The sequence below is a fragment of the Streptomyces sp. NPDC054887 genome (assembly GCF_053610585.1).
The window spans coordinates 1-21,374 of the sequence record NZ_JBSGYQ010000066.1; the positions used below are offsets into that span (position 1 = coordinate 1).

The 21,374-nt window shown below is 71.7% G+C and carries 13 protein-coding genes; all 13 read right to left on the minus strand.

What is annotated here, in order from left to right:
- On the minus strand, positions 1 to 4,647 hold a 4,647-nt coding region (locus tag ACWGH0_RS28515), incomplete at its 3' end, for an amino acid adenylation domain-containing protein (protein WP_453407121.1).
- A gap of 93 nt (positions 4,648 to 4,740) precedes the next feature.
- Positions 4,741 to 4,956: an MbtH family protein gene (locus ACWGH0_RS28520; RefSeq protein ID WP_453407122.1), complete on the minus strand. Its 216-nt coding sequence runs from the start codon at positions 4,954 to 4,956 to the stop codon at positions 4,741 to 4,743.
- A gap of 183 nt (positions 4,957 to 5,139) precedes the next feature.
- A complete protein-coding gene (locus tag ACWGH0_RS28525; RefSeq protein WP_453407123.1) occupies positions 5,140 to 7,629 on the minus strand; it encodes an ABC transporter permease in 2,490 nt (829 codons plus the stop codon).
- Positions 7,626 to 8,393: an ABC transporter ATP-binding protein gene (locus tag ACWGH0_RS28530; RefSeq protein WP_453407124.1), complete on the minus strand. Its 768-nt coding sequence runs from the start codon at positions 8,391 to 8,393 to the stop codon at positions 7,626 to 7,628. The genes ACWGH0_RS28525 and ACWGH0_RS28530 overlap by 4 nt, the downstream gene beginning before the upstream one ends.
- On the minus strand, positions 8,386 to 9,747 hold the full coding sequence (locus tag ACWGH0_RS28535) for an MFS transporter (RefSeq protein WP_453407125.1): 1,362 nt from the start codon (positions 9,745 to 9,747) through the stop codon (positions 8,386 to 8,388). Before ACWGH0_RS28535 ends, ACWGH0_RS28530 begins: the two co-directional genes overlap by 8 nt.
- On the minus strand, positions 9,744 to 10,661 hold the full coding sequence (locus ACWGH0_RS28540; RefSeq protein WP_453407126.1) for an ornithine carbamoyltransferase: 918 nt from the start codon (positions 10,659 to 10,661) through the stop codon (positions 9,744 to 9,746). Before ACWGH0_RS28540 ends, ACWGH0_RS28535 begins: the two co-directional genes overlap by 4 nt.
- Before the next feature lie 25 nt (positions 10,662 to 10,686).
- Positions 10,687 to 15,573 (minus strand): amino acid adenylation domain-containing protein, encoded by a 4,887-nt coding sequence (locus ACWGH0_RS28545; protein ID WP_453407127.1) that lies wholly within the window; start codon positions 15,571 to 15,573, stop codon positions 10,687 to 10,689.
- Positions 15,574 to 15,636: 63 nt separating this feature from the next.
- A complete protein-coding gene (sbnB, locus tag ACWGH0_RS28550) occupies positions 15,637 to 16,671 on the minus strand; it encodes a 2,3-diaminopropionate biosynthesis protein SbnB (protein ID WP_453407128.1) in 1,035 nt (344 codons plus the stop codon).
- Positions 16,665 to 17,678 carry a 2,3-diaminopropionate biosynthesis protein SbnA gene (gene sbnA / locus ACWGH0_RS28555; RefSeq protein WP_453407129.1) on the minus strand — a complete coding sequence of 338 codons (1,014 nt, stop codon included), beginning with the start codon at positions 17,676 to 17,678 and terminating at the stop codon, positions 16,665 to 16,667. Before sbnA ends, sbnB begins: the two co-directional genes overlap by 7 nt.
- A complete protein-coding gene (locus tag ACWGH0_RS28560; protein ID WP_453407130.1) occupies positions 17,675 to 19,072 on the minus strand; it encodes a condensation domain-containing protein in 1,398 nt (465 codons plus the stop codon). The genes sbnA and ACWGH0_RS28560 overlap by 4 nt, the downstream gene beginning before the upstream one ends.
- Before the next feature lie 3 nt (positions 19,073 to 19,075).
- Entirely contained in the window at positions 19,076 to 19,321 is a 246-nt protein-coding gene (locus tag ACWGH0_RS28565) for an acyl carrier protein (RefSeq protein ID WP_453407131.1), read from the minus strand.
- 71 nt (positions 19,322 to 19,392) lie between these two features.
- A complete protein-coding gene (locus ACWGH0_RS28570) occupies positions 19,393 to 20,349 on the minus strand; it encodes a beta-ketoacyl-ACP synthase III (protein WP_453407132.1) in 957 nt (318 codons plus the stop codon).
- 7 nt (positions 20,350 to 20,356) lie between these two features.
- Entirely contained in the window at positions 20,357 to 21,349 is a 993-nt protein-coding gene (locus ACWGH0_RS28575; protein ID WP_453407133.1) for a TauD/TfdA family dioxygenase, read from the minus strand.
- Between the last annotated feature and the right edge of the window lie 25 nt (positions 21,350 to 21,374).

Sequence of the window (21,374 nt, forward strand, 5' to 3'; positions counted from 1 at the left end):
GAACACCTCCCGCGCATCACCCTCCACATCCGCGGCCATCGACTCCAACACCGACCGGTACATCGACGCCAGACGATCGACACCCTCACGCCCGACGAAGTGCCGGTTGGCCGTGATCACCATGAAGCCGGCGCGGGTGGAGACGCCCAGGGGGAACTCGGTGGGGCTGTCGTCGAGGGTGGCGGGGTAGTCGACCAGGTCCTGGTCGACCTGCCGGAAGTTCTGGTAGCTGAAGCGGACGTTCACCAGGCGTTCGCTGGTGCTGAGTTCGCGCTGCATGACGCCCAGCGGGTACCGCCGGTGCGGCCAGACATCGATCTCCTGGTCGAAGACCTGGCGCACCAGGTCGTGCCAGGTTCCGGCTCCCCGGGTGAAGGCGAAGGGCAGTGGGTTGAGGTAGACGCCGTACACGCGCTCGGCGCCCACGGCCTCCGGCCGGGCGTTGGTCACCAGGCCCGTACAGAAGGACTCCTCCGGCGTCAGCTGGCTCATGACCTTCAGGTGCACCGCGTGCAGGACGCTCTTGATCGGCACCTTCGCCTTGCTGGCCAGCGTCCGCAGTCCGGCTTCCAGGTCGTGGTACGGGACCCAGGCGCGCAGCAGGCCGCGCGGCGTCTGCTGAGGGTCGTCGCCCCAGCCGGCGGGCAGCTCGAACGGGGCGTTGTTCTCCAGGACCCTCCGCCAGTAGTCGCGGTCCTCGTCCCCGGCGAGGGAGACGAGTTCCGCGGCGATGAAGTCGGCGTACCGCACGGCGGCCGGTTCGGGTTCCTCGACCGGGCGGCCGTCGCGCAGTGCGCGGTAGGTGGTGGCCACCTCCATGAGCAGCGAGTGGTGGCTCCAGCCTTCGAGTACGGCGTGGCACTCGGTCAGGGTGAGCCACCAGGCGCCGTCGTCGCAGGCGTGCCCGGTGAAGCGGATGAGGGGGGCCCGGGTGAGGTCGAAGAGGCGGGAGCGCTCCTCGGCCATGAAGGCGCGCAGCGCCGTCTCGACGGCGTCACCGTCGAGTCCGCGCAGGTCTCGTACGCCGACCGGCGAGGTGACGTCGGACGGTGCGTGGACGAGTTGCAGCGGCACCGAGTAGCCCTCGATGGCGAAGGAGGTGCGCAGGACCTCGTGCCGGGCGAGGACGAGGTCGACGGTCCGCTGGAGCAGTTCGCCGTCGAACGGCCGGTCGTCGAGCATCCGGAAGCAGGTCGAGTTGTGGTAGTGGTTGCGGCCGTCGTCGGCGAGCATCTCGACGACCATGCCGAGCTGCACCTGTGCGAGCGGGTAGGCGTCCACGAGTCCCGCGGGCAGCCGGTCGAGGTCTTCGGGGGCGAGCAGCGCGAAGGGTGCGACGGCCGGTTCGGCACGGGCGGGGGCGGGGCGCCCGGTGGCGAACGCGACGAGTTCGGCGGGGGTCCGGTGCTCGAATACGTCGCGGACGCTCACGTCGTACTCGCCGTCGCGCAGGGCGCCGACGAGTGCGACCGCGCGGAGCGAGTCGCCGCCGAGGTCGAAGAAGTTGTCCTCGACGCCGATCTTCTCGACGCCGAGCACCTGCCGCCAGACGGCGACCATCTGCTCCTCCGCCGCGTCGCGCGGCGCGACGTGGGCGCTCTGCACGCCGAGGGCGCTGCGGTCGGGGGCGGGGAGCGCGGCCTGGTCGAGCTTCCCGTTGACGGTCAGCGGGATCTTCCCGACGACCAGGAAGGCCGTCGGGATCATGTAGTCGGGGAGCGTCCTGGCCAGCAGGGTCCGCAGTTCGCTGGGCGCCGCCACGGCGTCGCTGGTGGGCACGACGTACGCCACGAGCCGGCGGTCGCCGGGGGTGTCCTCCCGGGCCACGACGACGGCGTCCCGTACGCGGGGGTGGGTGGTCAGCGCGGCCTTGATCTCGCCGAGTTCGATCCGGTGGCCGCGGATCTTCACCTGGTGGTCGATGCGGCCCAGGTAGTCGAGGCTGCCGTCGGGCCGTCGGCTCGCCAGGTCGCCGCTGCGGTAGAGCCGCGCGCCCGGCTTCCCGTACGGGTCGGGTACGAAGCGTTCGGCGGTCAGGGCCGGGCGGTTGAGGTACATCCGGGCGACGCCGGGGCCGCCGACGTGGATCTCACCGGGCACGCCGACGGGGACCAGCTCGCCGTGCGGGCCGAACAGGTGGACCTGGAGGTCGCGCAGCGGGACGCCGACGGCGTTGCCGGTGTCGGACTCCAGGTCGGCCTCGGTGAGCTCGTGGTAGGTGGTGTGGACGCAGGTCTCGGTGATGCCGTACAGGTTGATCAGTGCGGTCTGCCCGAGGCCGCGGCGGTCGACCCAGGGCTTGAGGGCCGGGATGTCCAGCCGCTCGCCGCCGAACGCGACCGCGCGTACGGCGAGTTCGTCGATCAGCGGGTTCCCGTCGGCGGCGAGGGCGACCAGGCCGCGGAAGGCGGACGGGGTCTGGTTGAGGAGCGTCACGCCCTCGTCGGTGAGCAGGCGCAGGAAGTCCTCGGGCGAGCGGGCCACGTCCGGCGGGACGACGACGAGCCGGCTGCCGTATGCGAGGGCGCCCCAGATCTCCCAGACCGACATGTCGAAGGCGTACGAGTGGAAGAGCGGCCACACGTCCCTGTCCGTGAAGCCCAGGTGTTCGTCGGTCGCGGTCAGCAGGCGCAGGACGTTGGTGTGGCTGAGGCCGACGCCCTTGGGGCGGCCGGTGGAGCCGGAGGTGTAGATGGTGTAGATGAGGTCCTGGGGTACCGCACCGGACTTCGGGTTGCTGTCCGGGGCCGCGGCCAGGGCGGCCGCGTCCGCCTCGCCGTCCAGGACCACGAGCAGGCCCTCGGCGACGCCGGCCAGGTGTGCGGCGTGCGCGGTGGAGGTGACGACGACGCGGGCGCCGGCGTCCTGGAGTGTGTAGCCGATGCGGTCGGCCGGGTGCTCCGGGTCCAGGGGCAGGTATCCGGCGCCCGACTTGAGCACGCCGAGCAGGGCCGGCACCAGGTCGAGGTCCCGGTCCAGGCTCACACCGACGAGAGTGCCGGGGCCCGCGCCGTGGGCCCGCAGGTGGTGGGCGAGCCGGTTGGCCCGGGTGTTGAGCTCGGCGTAGGTCAGCCGACGGTCGCCGCAGACGACGGCGATCGCGTCGGGGGTCTCGGCGGCCCGGTCCTCGACGAGTTCGTGGACGCAGCGGTCGGGGGCCTCGAAGGAGCGCTGGGCGGGGAGCAGGACCGCGAGGTCGGCCGCGTCGAGCATGTCGAGGCGGGAGAGCCGCAGGTCCGGGTCGGTGACGGCGGACTCGACGAGGCGGACGAGGTGCCGGGCCATGCGCTCGACGGTGGAGCGGTCGTACAGGGCGGTGCTGTACTCCAGTGCGCCCTTGACCGAGCCGTCCGCGGCCTCGCTCAGCTGGAGGGTCAGGTCGAAGCGCGAGACCCGGGAGGCCGCGGTCAGGGGCCGTGCCTCGACGCCGGGGAGCCGGAAGTCGCGGGTGCGCTCCTGGTGCATGGTGAAGGCGACCTGGCACAGGGGCGTGCGGGACAGGTCCCGTACCGGCACGAGCTCGTCCGCGATCTTCGCGAACGGGTACTCCTGGTGGTCGAAGGCGTCCAGCACGGTCTCGCGCGCTCCGGCGAGCAGTTGCCGGAACGTCGGGTCGCCCTGCCACCGTCCGCGCAGCACCAGGGTGTTGACGCCGTAGCCGATGAGCTGCTCCAGCTCGGGCCGGCCGCGGCCGGAGACGACGGTGCCGACGGCGATGTCGTCACGTCCCGTGTAGCGGGAGAGCAGCGCCTGGTAGGCGGCGAGCAGGGTCTGGAACGGGGTCGCGCCGTGGGCGGAGCCGAGGGCGCGCAGCCGCCGCGCCACCGGTGCGGGTATCTCGACGGGCACGGCGTCGCCGTCGTAGCCGCGGGAGGCGGGGCGGCGTCGGTCGGTGGGGACTTCGAGCGGGGTCAGGCCCGCCAGCCGGTCCCGCCAGTGGTCGCGCTGCCGGGTCAGGTCGTCGCCGGCGAGGCGGGTGTGCTGCCAGGCGGCGTAGTCGGCGTACTGCACGGCCATCGGCGCGAGCGGGGACGGCTTGCCCTCGCGGAACGCGCCGTACACGTCGGAGAGTTCGGACATGAAGAGGCCGACGGACCATTCGTCGCAGGCGACGTGGTGGAAGACCACGACGAGCAGGTGGTCGTCCTCGGCGACACGGATCAGCCGGGCCCGCAGCGGCGAGCCGTTCTCCAGGTCGAAGGGGCGGCCGGGTTCGGCCTCGGCCAGCGCGAGGGCGCGCCGCTCGCGTTCGGCCGGGTCCTCGATGTCCGTGAGGTCGTCGAGCGGGAGGACGAAGGGGGCGGGAGGGTCGATCAGCTGGACCGGCTCGGCGCCGTCGAGGCGGTAGCGGGTGCGCAGGACCTCGTGCCGGGTCACCAGTTCCCCGAAGCCGCGGCGCAGCACCTCGGTGTCCACTGGGCCGTTCAGCCGGAGCGCGACCGGGACGCTGTACTCCCAGCTGTCCGGGTCGAGGCGGCTCAGGAACCACATCTGCTGCTGACCGTGGGAGAGCGCCAGCGGTCCGCCCCGGTCGACCGCCACCACCGCGGCACGCCGGCCGCCACGGCCTCCGGCGAGCCGGGCGCGCACCAGTTCCTCGCGCCTCTCCTCGGCCTGCCCGTCCGTGCGAACTTCGCCAGTACTCATGCTGAGCGCCCCTCCCGACCTTCGTTCGTTCTGCTACGTCTCACTGGGTGTCCTGCGTGGTGCCGCCGGCCGGGCCGGCGGCCGCGTTCCCGCTCAGGCGCCGGCCTTGTCCATGCGGCGGCGCAGACTCGCCGGCCGCATGTCCGTCCAGACCTCTTCGATCCGGTCCAGGCACACCTGCCGGGCGCCCTCGGTGCCCTCGGCGTGCCAGCCGGCGGGCAGCTCCCGGTCCGCGTCCCAGATGGAGTACTGCTCCTCGTCGTTGAGTACGACCCGGTAGACGCGGTTGTCGGTCTGCTCGTCAGGCATGTCGGTTTCCCTTCGGTGGTCGGATACGCACTCAGCTTCGAACGCGCGCCTATACCGGCCCTCTACTGGACGCATCCGTGGACACACCCGCCCCACAACGCAGCACGCGGCCCGGTCCCGTCGGGGGAGGCGGGACCGGACCGCGTGGGTCTGGGGTGGTACGGGGTGTGACGGGCGCCCGGGCTACTCGCGGGAGCCGGCGAACTGGACGACCCGCGCCCGCAGCGCCGCGCCGACCGGCAGCACGGTGCCGAGCACCGCCAGCAGGGTCGACACGACGGCGACCGCGACGACGACCGTGTACGGGACCACGATCGGTGTCGTGCCGAACAGCTGGAGGAGCGCGCTCCACAGCCCGGCCAGGTTGACGGCCGTGGCCGCCAGGGCCAGCGCCACTCCGATGGCGGAGACCAGCAGGGACTCGGCGACGAAGAAGCGCACGACCTGTTTCGGCGTCGCCCCGGCCATGCGCAGCACCGCCAGGTCACGGCGCCGGTCGGCCGTCGCCATGAGGAGGGTGTTGAGGATGGCGATGAAGCAGAACACCATGATGATCACCGCGGTGGAGCGCTGGCGCACCTCGGTCAGATGACGTGCGTACGCGCTCTCCGAGGCGATGAGCTGGTCCCGGGTCATGAGGGTCGCCCCGCTGCCGGCCACCGCCTCGCGGATGCCGGCGGTGACGGCGGCGCGGTCGGCGCCGGAGTCCAGCGTGATGTAGGCGCGCCGGGCGAGGCCGTCGCGGGCGTAGGCCGCCGATGCGGCGAACCGCTGCGGCAGGTACGCCACGTCCTCACCGCGCAGGGCCTCGTACGTCGCCGCGATGCGCAGCTCGACGTTCTCGCCGTCGGGCATGCGCACGGCGAGCTTCGAGCCGACGTCCATGCCCCACAGATCCGCCACGGCCGTGCTGTTGTCGTCGAGATCGTCCAGGGAGCCGTCGACGATCTTCAGGTCCATCGTCTTCCTGAGCGCGGCGGGGTCGACCACGAGCCCGTCGTTCTCGTCGTACCGGTCCTCGTCCTTGGTGTAGACGGTGGTGAGGATGGGGGCCGCCACGTGGACGCCGTCGATCCGCGCCACGCGCTCGATCACCTGCGGGCTGATGCCCGGGGTGCCGTCGGGGGCGAGCACGTACGGCGAGGTGACCTGGTTGCGCAGCCCGCTGTCCCGTGCCGCGCCGAGCGAGTCGGTGGCGGCGAGCAGCGAGAAGGCGAGCCCGACGGTGAGGAGTACGGGCGCCGCCGTGGCCGCCGTACGCCGTCGCGAGGTCAGTGCGCTCTCCCGCACGAGCATGGCGGTGGGTCCCGAGGACCCGCGGAAGGGCAGCATGAGCAGCTTGGTGAGCGGCCCGACGGCGAGCGGCGCGAGGACGGCGGCGGCGAGCACCGGCACCATGAGCGACATGACGTATGTCGTGGGCGAAAGGACGCTCGTCGGGTCGGCGACGGCGATCCACGCCGTCCATCCGACGCCGCCCACCAGGGCGGCGACGCCGAGCAGCGCCCGGCCGGGCGTCACCCCGGTGTCGTCGGCCGACGCCTCGCGCAGTGCCTCGACGGGGCGGATCGCGCCGGCCCGCCGGGCGGCGGCGACCGCGCCGCCGACGGCCACCAGGAGCCCGGTCAGGAAGGCGGCGGCGAGCGGCGCGAGGACGGTCCAGTGCAGGGACGGTTCCACGGTGAACCACTCGGGCGAGATGTCCATCGCGATGAGCATGTCGGCGAGCAGTTGCGCACCGAGCAGGCCGAGTACGGTGCCGACCGCCGAGGCCACGATGCCGACGAGCAGCGCCTCGTTGCGCACCATCTTGCGCACCTGTTTCGGCGTGGCGCCGACCGTGCGGAGCAGGGCGACCTCGCGGCGGCGCTGGATCACCGCGAACGCGAAGGTGGAGGCCACCACGAAGATCGCGGTCGTGCCCGCCACACTGGCCATCACGGGAACGAGCGTGATGGTGTTGTCCAGCGTCTCGCGGTCGCTCGCCTCGCTGGCGTCCGCCTTGTGACGGTCCTGGCCGGTGAGGACCGCGGCGCTGTCGCCCACGGCCTCGCGGACCTCGGCCACCGGGCCGAGCGCCACCAGGGACTCGACGCGCGGGGAGAGGCGGGCGGCCTCCTCGTCGGTGAAGAAGACCGCGTCCTCCCAGCCGACGGGGGCGACCGTGCCGCTGACGGTGTACCCCTCGACGCCGGAGGCCGTCAGCACCGTCACCTTGTCGCCGGTCGAGGCCCGGTCGGAGGGGACCACGATCTCCTTGGCGCCCTTGGGCTCGTCGCCGCCGGTGAGCCGGTAGCCGCCGAACCGGGCCACCGGCCACGGGTGGCCGACCTGGTCCCGGGGTCCGCCTTCGAGCTGGGCGTAGAAGGCGCGGTCGACCACGGTCTCGCCGGTGGCGGCGACCTTCTCGCGCAGTTCGGCCGAGATGCCCTGGGCGGCCGGCAGGGACCGTACGCCCAGGTCGTGGTGGGCCGGATTCCAGTCCGGGTCCGACGCCTGCACGACGGCCGGGGCCCGGGCGAAGCGTTCCACCGGCCGGTCGGGCAGGTCGAGCATGGTCGTCATGAGTACGCCCATGGCCGCGACCTGCGCGACGCCGAGCACCAGCGCCACGACGGTGCCGAGGAACGACACCCAGCGTGCCCGCAGGGTCTGGAAGGCCACCCCGATCACGTGGACACCGCCAGGTCCGTCATGCGCGCGGCGACGGCCTCGGCGGTGGGCGAGCGCAGCTCACCGACCACGCTTCCGTCGGCGAGGAACACCACGCGGTCCGCGTACGCGGCCACGTTGGGGTCGTGCGTGACCATCACGATGGTGGTGGTGACCCGCTCCTCCTGCCCCGGCGCGCCGGCCTGCGCGGGGCCTCCCGCGAGCCGCCGCAGTGTGTCCAGCAGCTCCCGGCCCGTGGTGAGGTCGAGCGCGCCGGTGGGTTCGTCGGCGAAGAGCACGGCCGGGCGGACCACCAGCGCGCGGGCGATGGCGACGCGCTGCTGCTGGCCGCCGGAGAGCTGGCCCGGCCGGCTGCCGGCCTTCTTCTCCAGCCCCACCTGGGCGAGGGCCTGCTGTACGTCCCGCCGCCGGATCTTCTGCCCGGCCAGGCGCATCGGCAGCGCCACGTTCTGCTCGGCGGTGAGCGACGGGAGCAGGTTGAACGCCTGGAAGATGAACCCCGTGGTGGCGCGGCGCAGTTCGGTGAGCTGCGTCTCGTTCAGGCCGACGATGTCCTTGCCGTCGAGGAACACCCGCCCCGACGTGGGCCGGTCGAGTCCGGCGGCGCACTGCAGGAGAGTCGACTTGCCGGACCCCGACGGGCCCATGATGGCCGTGAAGCTGCCGCGGGGAAAGGACAGATCTGTCCCGCGCAGCGCGGTCACCGTGCTGTCCCCGGATCCGTAGGTCTTGGTCAGCGACTCGAGCCGCACTGCGTCATCCATCGATTCTCCGCAATTCCAGGGTGGTGAGGGGGTCGGCCGTCGAGCCGTCCGCGACGGCGACCGGTTCGGGCCGTACGGGCGGTTCGCTGTCCTGCCGGTCCTCGAGCGCCGCGCCCCGCCGGGTGAACACCACGGCCGCCACGACGGCGAGCACGGCCATCACGCCCGACACGACCATCAGCGTCTGCCGGCTGCCGATCGCCTCCAGGAGGTACCCGGTTCCGAGCGCACCCAGTGAACTCGCCCCCGACACAAGGAGCATGACGACGCTGCCGACCCGCCCCTGCATGTTGTTGGGGGTGATGCGCACCTGGTAGGACATGCCGGAGACAGTAACAGCGGCTCCTATATGCGACGTTATGAAGAAGAGAACGCCAAGTGCCACCGGTTGTCTGAAAAATACCGCTGCCGGCATGACCAGCGCCCAGGACACGTGCGCGAGGATCATGATCTGACGCATCGCCAGCCGCTTGTTCAGCCAGCCGCCGGCCAGCGCCCCGAGCAGCCCGCCCGCGCCGCCGCACGCCATGATCAGCCCGATCGTGCCCGCGGCGCCCCCGTCCTCCCGGACCACGACGGCCACGGTGAGGATGAGTCCCTGGAAGACCAGGTTGCTGACCGCGATGATCAACAGGGCGGTACGGAAATAGGCTCGATCCCACACCCAGCGCAGCCCCGCGGCGATGTCGGAACGCATGGGGCGGCGCTTGCCGCCGCCCCGTCGTACCTGCGGCTCCTGGGCCCCGCGCAGCCGCAGGAGCGTGATCAGTGACATCAGGTACAGACCGACGCTGGACATGAACGGTATCCAGGCCGAGAGGCCGAACATGGCGCCGCTCACCGGGTGTCCGACGAAGTTGACCCCCCTGGAGCGGGCCTCGTTCGTCGCCATGGCCGCGCCGAGCTGCTCGGCCGGTACGACGCCGCGGACCATGGCCCGCTCGGACAGCTGGTAGAAGACGGTCATGCTGCTCTGGACGAACGCCACCGTGGCGATGTGCCAGACCGCGACGCTGTCCCCCACGAGCGTCAGGGCCACCGTGGCGACCGCCACCATCCGCACCACGACGCACGTGATCATGACCCGCCGCCGGTTCAGACGGTCCACCATGACTCCGGCCGGCAGCTGGACCAGCAGGGCCGGCAGCAGCCCCGCGAAGCCGACGAGGCCGGCCGCGCTCTCCGAATCGGTGTGCCACAGCACGAGCAGCGTGAACGCCATGCCGGAGCAGCGCTCCGCCATGACGGACATCGCCGATCCGGTCCACAGCAGCCGGAAGTCGCGATAGCTGCGCAGGCTCGGCAGCGCCTGCTTGCTTCTCCGCCCGGCTCCTTTCCCCCCCTTCTTTCTCATCGACGGTCGGCCCAGCACCATTCCAGGACAGCCATGGCGCTGTGCAACTTGTGCGTCGCCTGGGTGAAGGCGATGCTCGCCGGCCCGTCCAGCACCTCGGCGGTGACCTCCTGGCCGCGGTGTGCGGGAAGGTCGTGCAGGAAGACGGCGTCGGGGCTCTCCTCCCACAGTTCGCCGGTAACCTGGAACGGTGCGAAGACGTCCTGCCAGTCGGCGGTCGGCTTACTGGTCCCGGTGGTCTGCCAGCGCGTGGTGTACACGGCGTCCAGCCCGGAGGGCGGGGCAGCCATGTCGTGCTGCTCGGAGACCTTCGCGCCACTGCGCTGGGCCTGTTCGACGGCGGTGGCGAGGATCTCCGGCGCCAGCCCGTAACCGGGTGGGGTACGCAGCTCCAGTTCGACCCCGGGGAAGCGGGACAGGGCCAGGGCGAGGGCGGCGGCGCTGTTGTTGCCCTCGCCGACGTACAGGACCCGCAGGCCCTCCACGCGGCCGAAGTGGTGCTGGAGGGTGGTGAGGTCGGTCAGCCCCTGCGTGGGGTGCTCCTCGGCGCTCATCGCGTTGACGACCGACATTCCGCCGGCGGCCGCCCAGGTGCGCATCTCGTCGGTGGCGTCCGCGGTACGGGCGACCAGCATGTCCAGCATGCCGGAGAGCACCCTGCCGGTGTCCTCCGTGGTCTCCCCCGTCTTGAGTTGCAGGTCGTCGGGGCCGAAGGTCACAGCCTTCGCCCCGAGGCGCAGCGCCCCGCTCGTGAAGGCGGTACGGGTGCGGGTGGACGTACGCCGGAAGTAGATACCGACGATCGCGTCCTCCAGGGACTTCGCCCCGGCCCCGGCGGCGAATTCCGCTCCCCGCTCGACCATGGCCCGCAAGTCGTCGTCGCTCAGGTCGGTTATGGAGATGAGGTGTCGCATGGGCACGCCCTTCGTGTCGCGGAGGTCAGTGGGACTCGGTCAGCACGGCGTCGATCTCGGCCCGGATCCGGTCCTCGATCTCCACGGCGAGCCGAGCGATCGTCGGGCTCTCGAAGGCCACGCGCATCGGCAGGTCGAGGTCGAACTCGTTCTGCAGCCGCGAGACCAGCCGGACCGCGAGGATCGAGTGGCCGCCCAGGTCGAAGAAGCTGTCCTGCGTACTCGCCTCCTTGCCCAGCAGCTCGCGCCAGATGGCGGCGATGCGCTCCTCGGTGACCGTGGCGGGGGCGATGAACGCGTCCTCGGCCGTGCCTTCCGGGTCGGGCAGGGCGCGGCGGTCGGTCTTGCCGTTGGCGGTCAGCGGGATCGCGTCGAGCTCGACGAACACCGACGGCACCATGTACGGAGGCAACGACTCGGCCAGCCGCTCGGCCAATCCCGCGGCACTGCCGACGACATACGCGATCAGCCGCTGGTCCTCCGAGACGACCACCGTGGCGTCCGACACCTGCCGATGAGCGACAAGCGCCGCACGGATCTCACCCAGCTCGATCCGATAACCCCGCACCTTCACCTGATCGTCCATACGACCCAGGAACTCCACCGCACCATCGCTGCGCCAGCGCACCACGTCACCCGTGCGATACAACCGCGTACCCGCCGGCCCATACGGATCCGGCACGAAACGCTCAGCCGTCACCCCCGGACGGAACGCGTAACCCCGCGCCACGCCTGTACCACCGACGAACAACTCCCCCACCGCACCCACCGGGACGGGACGCAAACCGCCGTCCAAGACCCGCATCACCATGTTCGGCAACGGACGACCGATCGGCACCACACCCTCATGCGCCTCGACCAACGGGAACACACACGTGCCCACCGTCGCCTCCGTCGGACCGTACTCATTCACCACACAGCCATCACCCAGCAACACCCGCCAACGCTCCACCAGAGCACCCGGCAGCGCCTCACCCGCCACCACCACACGAGCGGCAAGGACACGAATCTCGTCATCGGACAACTGGCCGGAAAGCACTTCCAGATGCCCCGGGGTGAGCTTCATGAACGAGAACGGACCCGACTCCACCAGACTTCCGCCCAGCTCCGTCAGCTCACCGTCCCACAACCACACCCGCCGACCCGCAGCCAGCGGAGCCCACACATTCGGCACCACCAGATCGAACGCCACCGACGAGAACACCGGCGCACCACCCGCAGCCGAACCCACCAACTCCCGCACCGCCCAGTCCACATGATTGACCAGACCACGATGCGAAACCTGCACACCCTTCGGCCGCCCCGTCGAACCCGACGTGAACACCGTGTACGCCACAGAATCCAAATCCACAGCCACATCAGGCGCCACCACCGGCAACGACGACATGTCCTCGTCCACCAAAACCGTGACAACCCCGTCGAACCGGTCCGCATACGCCGACGACGTCACCGCGACCGACACCCGAGCATCAGCCACCATCCCCGCCACCCGACCCGCCGGCAACACCGGATCCATCGGAACAAACCCACCACCAGCACGCCACACCGCCAACAACGCCACCACCAGATCAACCGAACGATCCAGCAACACCGCCACCGACACCTCAGGCCCCACACCCAACCCGGCCAAACGATGAGCCAACCGATTCGCCCGCACATCCAACTCAGCAAACGTCAGACGCCGACCACCACACTCCACAGCCACCGCACCCGGCGACTCCACCACCCACCGACCCACCAACTCCGGCACCGACACCTCCGGCACCACCACACCCGACTCGTTCCAGACCCGCAGGAGCCGGTGCTCGTGGACCGAGGTGATGTCGATGGCCGACAGCTTCCGGTCCGGGGCCGCCACGACGCCTTCCAGCAGCCGTACGAAGTGGTCCGCCATCCGTTCCACCGTCGGCCGGTCGAACAGGGAGGTCGCGTACTCCAGACCGCCGCTCAGCGAGCCGTCAGCCTGGCGCCAGACGAACATCGTGAGGTCGGTCTTGGCCACGCGCCAGGCGCCCTGGAAGGCGTCCATCAGCACCCCGTCGGCGGCCACCGACGTCGCGCCTTCGTCCTGGAGGTCGAAGGCGGCCTGGTACAGGGGGGTACGGGACAGGTCGCGGACCGGCTGGAGCTCGTCCACCAGCCGCTCGAACGGCAGCTCCTGGTGCGCGAATCCGGCCATGGCCGTGTCCTTCGTGCGCCTCAGCAGTTCGCCGAAGGTGGGATCGCCGGACAGGTCGCAGCGCATCACCAGCGAGTTGAGGAAGAAGCCGACCGTGCCCTCGGTCTCCGGCCTGAGCCGGCCGGTGACGGGGCTGCCGATGCCGAAGTCGTCCTGGCCGCTGTGGCGCGAGAGCATCGCCGCGAAGACGGCCAGCAGTGTGGCGTACTGCGTCGCGCCGTGCTGCCGGCCGATGCCGCTGAGGGCGTCGGCGAGGCCCGCCGGCACCGAGAAGCGCACGCCCTGGCCCTTGCCGTCGCGGCGGGCGGGGCGGGGCCGGTCGGTGTGCAGCTGGAGTTCGCCCATGCCGCGCAGGGCGTTCTTCCAGTAGTCGAGTTCGCGGTCGAGGACCGCATCGTCGGCGCGGGCCGCCTGCCAGGCGGCGTAGTCGGCGTACTGCACGGGCAGTTCCGGCAGGTCCGGCGTACGGTTCTCCGCCGCGGCGGCGCACATCTCGCGTATCTCGCGTTCCATGAGGACCGTCGACCAGCCGTCGGTGGCGATGTGGTGGGTCGTCACGAGGAGCACCGGGCCGCCGACAGGGACCCGTACCAGCAGGGCGCGCCACAGCGGCCCCTCGGTCAGGTCGAATCCTCGGGCGAACTGCTCGCCGAAGAGGCGCTCCAGCTCGGCTTCGTTGGCGTCCTCCACCCGCAGTTCGACGGGCTGCGGTCCGGCCACGGTCTGGCGCGGCTCCTCGCCCTCCAGTACGTACCGGGTGCGCAGGGCCTCGTGCCGTTGCTCCAGGGTGTTCAGCGCGCTCCGCACCGTCTCGGTGGCCGTTCCGGAGGGGAGCCGCAGGAACAGCGGGGCCACCCACTCCGGGCTGCCGGGGTGCATGCGGTCCAGGAACCACAGCCGGTGCTGGCCGAAGGAGAGCGGCAGCGGGACGTCCCGTCCCACCGGGACCACCGCGGGTACGGCGGGGCGGGCTTCCTCCAGCAGCTTCGCCTGGGCCTCGACGGTGGAGGCGGCGAACAGGCCGCGCAGCTGCACGTTGTCGCCGGACGCCCTGCCCAGGGCGTCCGCCAGGCGGGTCAGGACCAGCGAGGAGCCGCCGAGGGCGAAGAAGTCGTCGTGCACACCGACCCGTTCGACCTGGAGCAGTTGCTCCCACACCTGCGCCACCAGGCGTTCCGCGACCGTGCGGGGTGCGACGTGGGCCGGCCCCTCCATGGCCTCGCGGGCGTCCGGCTGCTCCGGGTCGGGCAGTGCCTTGCGGTCCACCTTGCCGCTGCTGGTCAGCGGAAAGGCGTCGAGCGGTACGAAGAGGGCGGGGATCATGGGCTCGGGGAGCCGCCTGCGCAGGAAGCTGCGCAGTTCGTCACGGGGGATGCGGCGGGCGGACACCAGGTGGGCGACCAGCCGCTTCCCGCCGCCGGCGGTGTAGGCGCCGACCGCCGCGCCCCGCACGTCGGGGTGTGCGTTGAGGGCGGCCTCCACCTCGGCCGGCTCGATCCGGACGCCGTTCACCTTGACCTGGTGGTCCGCGCGGCCGAGGTAGGCGAGTGTGCCGTCGGAGCGCCAGCGGGCGAGGTCGCCCGTGCGGTACATGCGGCTGCCGTCGGGGCCGTGCGGGTCGGGCACGAACCTGTCGGCGGTCTGGGCGGGGTTGCCGACGTAGCCGCGTGCCGTGCCGACGCCGCCGGCGTAGAGCTCGCCCACGACGCCGATCGGCACCGGGTCGAGTTCCTCGTCGAGCACGTAGACCCGCATGTTGTCGACGGGGCGGCCGATCGGCACGGCCTCGGTGTGCAGGGCCGGGTCGAACTCCTGGCCCGTGACGTCGATGGAGCACTCGGTGGGGCCGTAGGTGTTCCACACCTTCGCGCCGGTGGGCTCGCCGAGTCTGCGGCAGAGCTCGGCGTCGAGCGCCTCTCCGGCGGAGAACACCAGCCGCAGACCCGTGCACTCGGACCAGCCGGGCTCCTGGGCGAGGAGCCGCAGTACGGACGGCACTCCCTGGAGGACGGTGATACGCCGCTCGGCGACGGTCCGCACCAGCAGTGCGGGGTCCGACTCGGCGCCTTCGGGGGCCATGACGACCGTCGCGCCGGCGACCAGCGGCGCGAAGAGTTCGAGGGCCGCGGCGTCGAAGGTGAGCACGGTCTTCTGGAGCATCCGGTCGTCCGGGGCGAGTTCCTGCCGGTTCACCGTCCAGGCCACCCGGTTGGCGATGCCGCCGTGCTCGACGAGCACGCCCTTGGGGCGGCCCGTCGAGCCGGAGGTGTACGTGAGGTACGCGGCGTACCCGGGGTCTGCCGCGACCGGTTCCGCGCCGGTCCCGGCGTCGGCGTCGTCGGCGGTGGTGGGGGCGTCGAGGAGGACCACGTCCTCGGGCACGGCTCCGGCGAGGGCCGCGGCCGAGGCGCTCACCGTCAGCACCGTCCGCACACCGCTGTCGGCGATCATCCAGGCGACGCGCTCGGCGGGGTGGCCGGCGTCCAGCGGCACGTACGCCGCTCCTGCCTTCCAGACGCCCAGGAGCGCGGCGAGCAGCTCACGGCCGCGCGGCAGGCAGACGGCCACCCGCGCCTCGGGACCCACGCCGCGCTCCCGCAGGAGTCGCGCGACGCCGTTCGCGCGCCGGTCGAGCTGCGCGTACGTCATCGCCCCTTGTGCGTCCTCGACCGCGGTGGCGTGGGGGGTACGGACGGTCTGCTGGGCTATCAGTTCGTGCAGCGGGACAGACATCTCTTCTCCAGAGGTGTTGATCAGTGCGGTGGTGGTGGCCCGAGTGCGCGAGCGGTCCGGGGCCTAGTGGGTCCGGGCCGGCAGGAACCCGTCGACGCGCGTCCCGACGCCGCCGCGCCGGGCTTCGTCGCGTACGAAACCGGCCAGCGCCAGGTCGAGGACGCCGAGGCCGAACGGGGAGTACACCAGCGGCTTCCCGGGGTCGGGTTCGAGCCGGGCGGTGCCGCGCAGCAGTGCGCCGATCGAGGCGTCGACGAAGTCGCGGCCCCCGGTGTGCTGCTCCGCGAGGTGCAGTGAGGTCTGCTCGCGGCACACGTGGTCGGGGTCGTCGACGATGTTGTGCGCGCCCAGGACGGCGGGCACGGTGAGGTCGCGCAGGGAGATGTGCAGGACGACCGTCCCCGGCGGGCAGGCGTCGAGGCCGGTGTACGGCGAGGCGGCCGTCGTCGCGAAGGACACCAGGTCGTGGGCGCCGAGCGCTTCTTCGAGGGACGCGCAGTGGCGTACCTTCGCGCCGGGCAGCAGCCGTGCGTGGTCGGCGGTGAAGTGCCTGGCGCGGTCCATGTCGGTGTCGTACACCGCCAGGGAGTCGAGTTCAGGCCGCTCGACGGCGAGGAAGCGCAGCACCTCGCGGTTGATGACGCCGGTGCCGATGAGGGTGACCCCGGAGGCCCTGCGGTCGCCGAGGAGCACCCGGGCGCCCAGTGCGGCCGAGGCCGCGGTCCGCCGGGCGGAGATCAGCGAGCCCTCGACGAGCGCCTCGGGATGTCCGTTGTCGAGCGAGTTGAGCAGGACGGCGGCGCTGGCGCGCTGGAGTCCGGCGGCGACGTTGCCGGGGAAGGAGGAGATCCACTTCATTCCGGCGACCTCGCCCGGACCACGGCCTGGCTCGCCGTCGTTGCCCGAGCCGGCCCCGAGGTAGCCGGGAAGGCCGATGATCCGGTCTCTCGGGCGGTCGGGGAAGCGCAGGAAGACGGAGTGCGGGAGGACCGTGCGGCCCTCGTCGTGGCGCTGGTACGCCTCGGAGACGAGGTCGATGACCTCCTTCTCCCGGCCGGACAGCAGTCCGGCCACTTCGCCGTGTTTGAGGATCAGCATGCGCCCACCGCCAATGTGTGTTCGGGTTCGTTCCACAGATGTGAGACCTCTCCGAAGTGGGCGCGCACCCAGTCGTCGGAGTAGATGGTGTCGAGGTAGCGGTCGCCGCGGTCGGGGAAGATCATCACGCAGTTGCTGCCGGCCGGGATGCGGTCGGCCATCTTCCCCAGCGCGGCCGCCACGGCGCCGGACGAGCCGCCCGCGAGGATCGCCTCACGGTCCGTCAGGGTGCGGCAGGCGACGACGCATTCGAGGTCGGAGATGAGCATGACCTCGTCGGCCAGCGTCGGGTCGAACAGCGCCGGCTTGATCGCGGCCCCGTGTCCGGGCAGGAGCCTCGGCCCCGAGGGGCCGCCGAACAGCACGCTGCCCATCGCGTCGACGCCCACCAGCGTGGTGGTCAGCCCGCGTTCCCGGATGTACTGCGCGCAGCCGGTCATGGTTCCCCCGGTGCCGGTCGAGCAGAACAGGTAGTCCACCTGGTCGTCCAGCGCCTCGGCGATCTCGCGCATCGTCTGCACGTGCGCCCGGGGGTTGAGCGGGTTGGCGTACTGGTTGGGCCAGTACGCCCCGGGGATCGCGGCCACCAGTTCACGCACCCGCGCCAGGCGCATCGGGAGGTAGGCCCGCGTGTCCGGGTCGGTTTCGGTGACCATCTCGACCGCGACCCGGTAGGCGCGCAGGATGGCCAGGTTCTGTGTGGTGGTCTTGGGGTCCACGACGCAGACGAAGTCGATCCCGAAGTACCGGCAGATCTGCGCGATGCCGATGGCCAGGTTCCCGGAGCTGGACTCCACGACGGTGGACCGCCCCGGTACGAGTTCACCGCTGCGGATCTTGCCGAGCAGCATCGACAGCGCGGACCGGTCCTTGACGCTGCCGCCGGGGTTGAACGCTTCGAGCTTCGCGAAGACGCGCGACCCGAAGCGGGGCAGCAGCCCGCCGAGTTCCACCAGGTGCGTGTTGCCGACGCCGTCGAGGATGCCCCGGAGTACCGGTTGCCTCATGATCCGTCGCCGGTGTTGCTGCCCAGGGCCAGCAGCGAGCGCTTCTGCGCGGCGTCCGTCAGCGGGATCCGGGAGATCGGGCGCTCCGGAGTCTCGACGGCGGCCGTCATGAAGCGGACGAGCTGGTCGAAGAGCCGCTCCACGGTGTCGCGCTCGAAGAGCGCCGTGTCGTAGCGCAGTGCGACGGTGAGCCCGTGGGCGTCACGGGTGACCTCCACGGAGATGTCGCACTGGCCCTCCAGGTGCGGGATCTCCAGGTACGTGGTGGTCAGGCCGGCCACGTCGAGGGGCACCCCGGCGACGGCGCCGGCCAGGTCGGAGCCGAAGCGGTCCGTGGTGACCATGGTCATGGAGATGCGGAACAGCGGCCCGTCGGCCGCCGCGGCACGGGCGACGAGCGGGTACGGGTAGGTGGCGCGCGCGGTGGCCTGGCGGAGGCGGCCGTTGGCCTCGGCCGTCACTTCGCCCAGGGTGCTGTTCCTGTCGAGCACGGCTCTGACGAGCACCGGGTTGACGAAGTAGCCGATGACCTCCTTGGAGGCGGAGCGGCGCACCGAGGCCGGGCAGGCGACGAGGAAGTCCGTCTGACCGGTCCACCGGTTCACCAGGGCCTGAAGCGAGCCGAGCGCCAGGGCGAACTGCGAGATCTCCTGCGCGGCGGCGGCTCGCGCGATCCGCTCGGAGAGCTCGTCCGGCAGCCGGCGCACGAGGCTGGCCCCGGTGAACGCGGAGACGGCCGGCCGGGGCCTGTCGGTGGGCAGTTCACCGGGGACCGACCCGGCGCACTGCTCCTGCCAGTACTCCCCCTGCCGCTGTCCCCGGGAGGATTCGAGCAGGGCCCGCTCGCTCTCGACGAAGTGGTCGTACTCGACGGGGACGGGCGCCCAGCCGGGCTCCTTGCCCTCGGCGTACGCCGCGTACGCGTCCAGCAGGTCGCGCCACAGCAGCCACTGGGAGATGGCGTCGGTCGCGATGTGGTGGGTGAGCGCCAGCAGCACGGCGTCGTCGCGGCGGCGCCACAGCACCACCCGGAACGGTCCCTCCTCCGAGAGCCGGAAGGGGGTCGCGGCCTCCGCCGCGACGAGGCGCTCCAGCTCGGCGTCGCCGGCGTCCGGCACGTCCCGTACGACGAGTTCGCCGATGTCGCCCGGGTCGCGCACCAGCCGCTGGGGCCTGCCGTCGGCCTCGGCGTACACCGAACGCAGCATCGGGTGCCGTTCGGTGAGCGCCCGGGCCGCCCGCGCCAGGACCACCGGGTCCGGCGCGGGCTCCATCCGGACACCACCCGCGAGGTTGTAGGTCGCACTGCCGGGAGCCAGTTTGTGGAGGAGCCACAGGCCCTCCTGGCCCACCGACAGGGGCTTCGCCCCGCCCATGGGGTCCGTGTGGTCCATGGGTCAGACTCCTGCCTTCGCCGCCGTCAGAAAGTCCGCGACGTCGGAGACGCGCAGGAGATCACCGACCTTCTCGTCGGGAACCGTCTGGCTGAACGTCTTCTCGACGGCGGCGAGCAGGTCGATGCGGGTGAGGGAGTCCATGCCGAGCTCCTCGAAGCTGGACTCCGCGGTGACCTCGCCCTCCAGGTCCGGCGCGGTGCGCAGGGTGAGGTTGATGATCTCGACAATCAGTTCGTCTCTGGTCATGGTCTTTCCGTCTCTCTGGAGTGGTGCGGTGGATGGGTGTGCGGTGCGGGTGGTGCGGTCGTCGGCCTCGGTCACGGCATCCGGACGACCTGGCCGGCGTACGTCAGGCCGGCGCCGAAGCCGAGCAGCAGCACGTTCTCGCCCGGGGTGCTGCGGCCGCTGTCCTTGAGCCGGCTCAGCGCGAGGGGCACCGAGGCGGCGGAGGTGTTGCCGGTGTCGACCACGTCGTTGACGACGCGCTCCGGCGGGAGGTCGAGGTTCGCGGCGAGGGTCCTGATGATGCGGTTGTTGGCCTGGTGGGGCACGAACCAGTCGATGTCCGCCATGGTCAGTCCGGCGGCGGCGCAGGCGCGGTGCGCCACGTCCGGCATGGTGGCCGTGGACCACTTGTAGACCAGCGGGCCGTTCATGGTGACGTACTCACGGCCGTCGGCCTTCTCGGTGATCCCGAGGACCTCGTGGCGCGCGCCGTCGCTGCCCCAGACCGCCGGTCCGATGCCGGGCTGGTCCGAGCGGGACACGACCGCGGCGCCGGCGCCGTCGCCGAAGATGACGAAGGTGTCGGGGTCGGCCGGGTCGATCCACTCGCTGGTGCGTTCGGCGCCGACGACCAGGACGTGCCGCGCCTCGCCGAGCCGTACGGCGTTGGACGCCATGGCGAGCGAGTAGGTGAAGCCGGCGCAGACCGCGTTCAGGTCGTAAGCACCGGAGTTGGGCAGTCCGATGCGGCTGGCCACCTCGGGGGCGATGCCGGGCATCCGGCGGCGCCGGGTGGCGCTGGCGACGATGGTCAGGTCCACCTCGGCCGGGTCGATGTCGGCCGACACGACGGCCTTCTCGCCGGCCGCCGTCGACATCGTGACCAGGTCCTCCGCGTCGGAGGCGTGGTGGCGGGTCCTGATGCCGGTCCGGGTCTCGATCCACTGCGGCGAGACCGTCGTCAGCGGCGACAGCTCCTCGTTGGACACCAGCCGGGCCGGCCGGTACACGGCCAGACCCGATATGCGTGATCCGTACGTCTTGAGCATGGTTCCCTCAACTCCCCGTCGAGGCGTCGGCGTCCGACGGCTCTGCCATGGCCACGGCGATCCGCCGCGGCCCGGTGAACGGCTCGCGCCCGTGCGCGGCCAGCATGTTGTCGACGACCAGCACGTCGTCGCGCTGCCAGTCGAAGCGGACCGCCGCCGACCGGTAGGCGGTGCGCAGGTGGTCCGTCACTTCGTCGGGAATGGCCCCGCCGTCCCCGTAGAAGGTGTTCGTGGGCAGGTCCTCGTCGGCGAAGATGGCGCGCAGACCGGCGCCGACCTCCGGGGCGAGGGTGCTGACGTGGAAGAACGTCGCGTGGTTGAACCACACTTCCTCGCCGGTGACCGGGTGGCGGTGCACCGCCCGCCGTACGGCGGTGGTGCGCAGACCGCCGTCCGGCCGCCACTCGGCGGTGATCCTGCGCTCCGCGCAGTACGCCTCCACGGCCGCCTTGTCCCCGGTGTTGAACGCCTCCTGCCAGGGCACTCCGAAGCCGGCGTGGAAGTTGCGCACGACCTGCCAGCCGCGCGCCTCGAACTCGGCGCGGACCGAGGGGTCGACGGCCCGCAGGACCTGGCGGATGTCGGCCAGCGGGGTGGCGCCCCGGGTGACGGGCGGCTCGACGCAGTAGAAGTACAGCGTCCGCGGCCAGACCGCCTGGTAGGAGTTCTCGTTGTGGAGGAAGATCTCCTCGTTCTGCGGATAGTCGGTCGAGGTGTAGACCTGCCCCTTGATGGTGCTGCGGGGCGAGGAGCGCTCGGCGTACGCCAGCGGCGGCGCGGCGGAGAACGCCCGGACGGTGCCGTCGAAGCCGTCGACGCCGCCGACCTCGAAGCCGCGCAGCAGCAGCGCGCCGCGCTCGGTGAGCAGCTCGCGCAGCTCGGCCCGGTGGTCGGTGATGTAGTCGTGGATGCCGGTGCCGGGGGCCGCGGGGCGCCGTACCCCGGGCACGGTTCCGCTCCCCACCCAGCCGGCGGGTGTCTCTTCCGAGGTGATGGTCATGGTCAGCTCGCTCTGTGGTCGAAGA